The sequence below is a fragment of the Oscillibacter sp. genome (genome assembly GCF_032060045.1).
GTDB lineage: Bacteria > Bacillota > Clostridia > Oscillospirales > Oscillospiraceae > Oscillibacter.
The window spans coordinates 93,042-97,608 of the sequence record NZ_DAMBZJ010000001.1 but is presented as its reverse complement, the minus strand read 5'-3'; the positions used below and the strand labels follow the sequence as shown (position 1 = coordinate 97,608).

Annotated in this window: 3 protein-coding genes; 1 reads left to right on the top strand and 2 read right to left on the bottom strand. The window is 57.4% G+C overall.

The window, feature by feature from the left end; translation table 11 throughout:
- Positions 1-7: 7 nt before the first annotated feature.
- Both purB and RT018_RS00445 read right to left on the bottom strand, forming a co-directional pair.
- Positions 8-1,426, bottom strand: coding sequence for an adenylosuccinate lyase (gene purB / locus RT018_RS00450; RefSeq protein WP_312938551.1), 1,419 nt, complete (start codon positions 1,424-1,426; stop codon positions 8-10).
- Positions 1,427-1,524: 98 nt separating this feature from the next.
- A complete protein-coding gene (locus RT018_RS00445) occupies positions 1,525-2,799 on the bottom strand; it encodes an adenylosuccinate synthase (protein WP_312938550.1) in 1,275 nt (424 codons plus the stop codon).
- A 470-nt stretch (positions 2,800-3,269) separates the two neighbouring features.
- Between RT018_RS00445 and RT018_RS00440 the strand changes: the two genes are divergently transcribed.
- A partial coding sequence (locus RT018_RS00440; protein WP_312938666.1) for a DUF1846 domain-containing protein occupies positions 3,270-4,567 on the top strand: 1,298 nt, incomplete at its 3' end.

Below are 4,567 nucleotides of genomic sequence, written 5' to 3'. Positions count from 1 at the left end.
CTGCCGGTCACAAACTGATTTCAACGCTCCCGCCGGGGGCGCCGGCAAAGGCCGGCCGTGCAATCTCCAAAAATGCTTCCACCTGCTGGGGACACCGTCCGATGTATAGCGCGGGGTCCAGCACCGCGGCGATTTCCTCGGCCGTCATGCCGAACATCGGCTCTTCTGCCAGCCGCTCCAGCAAATCGCAGGGTTCGCCCTCCTTCATCCGGGCCGTGGCGGCCATAGAGCACTCCCGAATTACTTCGTGGAGCTGTTGGCGGTCTCCCCCGCGCTTCACTGCCTCCATCATCAGATTCTCCGTGGAGATAAATGGCAGATACTCCCGCACCGTTTTGTCCACGATTTTTTCATTGACGTGCAGACCATCCGTCACATTGGCCATCAGGCGCAAAATCGCGTCGGCGCACAAAAAACCCTCTGGAAGAGAGATGCGCCGGTTGGCGGAGTCGTCCAGCGTCCGTTCCAGCCATTGTACGCTTGCGGTCATGGGGGCGTTCATGGCGTCCGCCATCAAATAGCGGGAAAGGGAGCAGATGCGCTCCGCGCGCATGGGATTTCGCTTATAGGGCATGGCGGATGACCCAATCTGGTTTTTTTCAAAGGGTTCCTCAACCTGCCGGTCGTGCTGCAATAGCCGCAGATCATTGGCAAAGCGATAGCAGCTCTGGGCGATGGAGGAAAGCACATTTAAAATCCGGCTGTCCAGCTTGCGTGGATAGGTCTGCCCGCACACGGCAAAGCACTCTCCAAATCCGAAGGCGGCGCACAGCAGTCGGTTCATTTCGTCCACCTTTTCGCCGTCTCCATCAAACAGGTCCAAAAAGCTTGCCTCTGTGCCGGTGGTGCCCCGGCAGCCCAAAAATTTCATGCTGCCTAAAAGAAAGTCCAACTCCTCCAAGTCCGACAGTAAATCCTGCATCCAAAGAGTGGCCCGCTTGCCCACCGTCACAAGCTGAGCGGGCTGATAATGGGTATAGCCCAGCGTGGGCATGGCCTTATACTTCTCCGCGAAATCGCCCAGATTTTCCAGCACCGTGCAAAGCTCTCCCCGGAGATAGTTCAGCCCGTCCCGGAAAAGAATCAAATCCGCGTTGTCGGTGACATAGCAGCTTGTGGCCCCCAGATGAATGATGCCCGCAGCGGAGGGCGCCGCCTGTCCAAAGGCATACACATGGGCCATCACATCGTGACGAACCTCTTTTTCCCGCTTGGCGGCGCAGTCGTAGTCAATGTCGCTCACATGAGTAGCCAGCTCATCCACCTGCTCCTGCGTGATGGGCAGGCCGAGGGCCCGCTCCGCCCGGGCCAGCTCCACCCATAGCTTCCGCCAGGTTTGAAACCGGGTGTCGGGAGAAAACAGGCGCAGCATATAGTTTGATGCATACCGCGACGCCAGAGGGGATTCATAGCGCTCCTTGCTCATAGTGTGTCAGCCTTTCACAGTGAAATTGGGAAGAGGGAGACGCCCGGAGGTCGTCTCCCTCCCCGGGAATACAGCGGTTTTCCCCGCGGGGTTCGGTTTTACCGGATAACAATGGAGTCCCGCTCCGGTCCCACGGAGACATACCCAATACGGCAGCCAATGGCTTTTTCCACCAGCAGCACATAGTCCTGCGCGGCCTTGGGCAAATCCTCCCATCGGCGCACGCCGGAGATGTCGCACTTCCAGCCGTCCACATACTCCGTCACGGGTTTTGCATCGGCGAGAATCGAAGGGAAGGGAAACGCGTCGGTCTGCTGCCCGTCCAATTCATAATGGGCACACACAGGAATTTTTTCGAGATAGCTCAGCACGTCCAACTTTGTCAGGGCGATGTTCGTCGCGCCCTGCACCTCCACGCCGTACCGCGTGGCCACCAGATCGATGGGCCCCACCCGGCGGGGGCGGCCAGTTTTCGCGCCGTATTCGTTTCCGGCCACCCGAAGCTGTTCGGCCTCTTCGCCAAACCACTCGCAGGTGAACGGCCCCTCCCCCACACAGGAGGAATAGGCCTTCACCACGCCCACCACCTCGTCAATCTTTGCCCAAGGCGCGCCAGAGCCCACGGGGGCGTAGGCGGCGATGGCGTTGGAGGAAGTGGTATAGGGATAAATCCCGTAATCCAAATCCCGCAAAGAGCCGAGCTGAGCCTCGAAGAGAAAGCTCTTGCCCTGTGCCTGTGCTCCACGCAAAAACGCACCGGTGTCGCAGATAAAGGGCTTCAGCTTTTCGCCAAAATTCTCAATCCAAGCCATCAGCTCCTCCATGGTATAGGGCTTCGCTCCGTAGACCTTTTCAATGGTCAGGTTTTTCCACTCCAAAAGCGACGCAAGGTGCTCCTTCAGCCGGGTGGGATACAGCAACTCCCCCGCCTGCACGGTTTTCTTCTGATATTTGTCGGAATAGAAAGGAGCAATCCCCTGCTTGGTGGAGCCGTATTTCTTGTCGGCAAGGCGCTGTTCCTCCAGCCCGTCCAGCAGGCGGTGCCACGGCAGCAGCAAGGACGCCCGGTCGCTGATTTTCAAATTCTCCGGGGTGATGGACACACCCTTGCCTCGAATCTCTTCCATCTCGTCCCACAGACTTTCGCAGTCCACCGCCACGCCGTTGCCCAGGATATTCACCACGCCCGGACGGAAAATACCAGAGGGCAGCAGGTGCAGTGCGAACTTGCCGAATTCGTTCACCACGGTGTGCCCGGCGTTGCCGCCGCCCTGGTAGCGAATGACCACGTCGTAACGGTCGGTGATGAGGTCCACCATACGGCCCTTCCCCTCGTCGCCCCAGTTGATGCCTACAATCGCGCAGTTTGCCATAGCGCCAGCCTCCCCAAAAGTTTCATTGATATGGTCGGACAGGTCTTTTTTAAAAACCCGCAACCTTTTTGATTATACAGAAGGCGCGGGCATAAGTAAAGGGTTCGTTTTTAATGTCCGATATAAATTTTTAAGATACCGGTTTTCGGAATTTCGCCGCGCTCTTGGCGCGGAGAGGAAAGCGGACGCTCTCCCGGCGGACCGGAACCATGTTTTCATTGTACCCCCCCGTGCCGGCAAAGTAAACCGTTTCTCCCTGCTTTCGGGTGAAAAAAGGGGGATCAGCGCTTTTCAATCGGCGTGGTTTATGGTAGAATGTCCGCGTTGCGGACATTCTACCTGATACAGGTCATTTTTCTCAGACCCTAATGGGACAACCGAAAAACGCGACATTTTATATCACAAACTTTCGTCTGTGGTAAAAGTCGGACTGATATAAATTTGGGAGATATGCGGAGGGGGATTACACTATGGAACACATTGGATTTGACAACGAATTATATTTAAGGCTCCAGTCGGAGCATATTCGCCGCCGGATCAGTGATTTTGGAGGAAAGCTATATCTGGAATTCGGCGGGAAGCTATTTGACGACTACCATGCCTCCCGGGTGCTGCCGGGCTTTGCGCCGGACAGCAAGGTGCGGATGCTTCAGCAATTGGCGGCAGATGTGGAAATTGTCATCGCCATCGCGGCGGGAGACATCGAGAAGAATAAAATCCGGGGAGATTTGGGCATCCCTTATGATGAGGATGTACTCCGCCTGATCGACAGCTTTCATTCCCTTGGGCTGTACGTAGGCAGCGTGGTCATCACCCGCTGGGAGGGACAGGTTGCCGCGCAGGCCTTCCGCCGCCGGCTGGAGACTCTGGGCGTGCGGTGCTTTCTACACTACCCCATTTTGGGGTATCCTTCAGACATTGATCGCATCGTCAGCGACGAAGGCTTGGGGAAAAACGATTATATCGAAACCACCCGTTCTCTGGTGGTGGTGACGGCTCCGGGTCCCGGCAGCGGAAAAATGGCCACCTGCCTCAGCCAGCTTTACCATGAGAATCAGCGGGGCGTGCAAGCAGGTTATGCGAAGTTTGAAACCTTCCCCGTCTGGAATCTGCCCTTAAAGCACCCGGTGAATCTGGCCTACGAGGCCGCCACGGCGGATCTTTCCGACGTGAATATGATTGACCCCTTCCATCTGGAAGCTTATGGAAAAACGGCAGTGAACTACAACCGGGACGTGGAGATTTTCCCCGTGCTGGACGCCATGTTCCGCCGCATTCAGGGATCCTCTCCATACAAGTCCCCAACGGACATGGGCGTGAATCAGGCGGGCAACTGCATTGTGGACGACGAAGCCTGCCGGTTTGCCTCCCGGCGGGAAATTCTCCGCCGGTTTTACGCCGCCGGAGCAGATGAAGCCCGGGGCCGGGGCGACGTAGAAACCGTTCGCAAGCTGAAGCTTCTGATGAATCAGGCGGACGTAACGCCGGAGATTTGCCCCGCCGTTGGCGCAGCGATTGCCAAGGCCGAGGCCACCGGCGCACCCGCCGGGGCCATGGAACTGAGCGACGGACGCATCATCACCGGTAAAACCTCCGCCACGCTGGGGGCCGCATCGGCTCTACTTTTAAACGCGCTAAAAGCACTGGGCGACATTGGCGACCAGTTCGAGCTGATTTCCTCGCAGGTACTGGAGCCGGTGTGCCGCCTGAAAACAGAGTATCTCGCCCACCGCAACCCCCGTCTTCACACCGATGAGGTGCTGCTGGC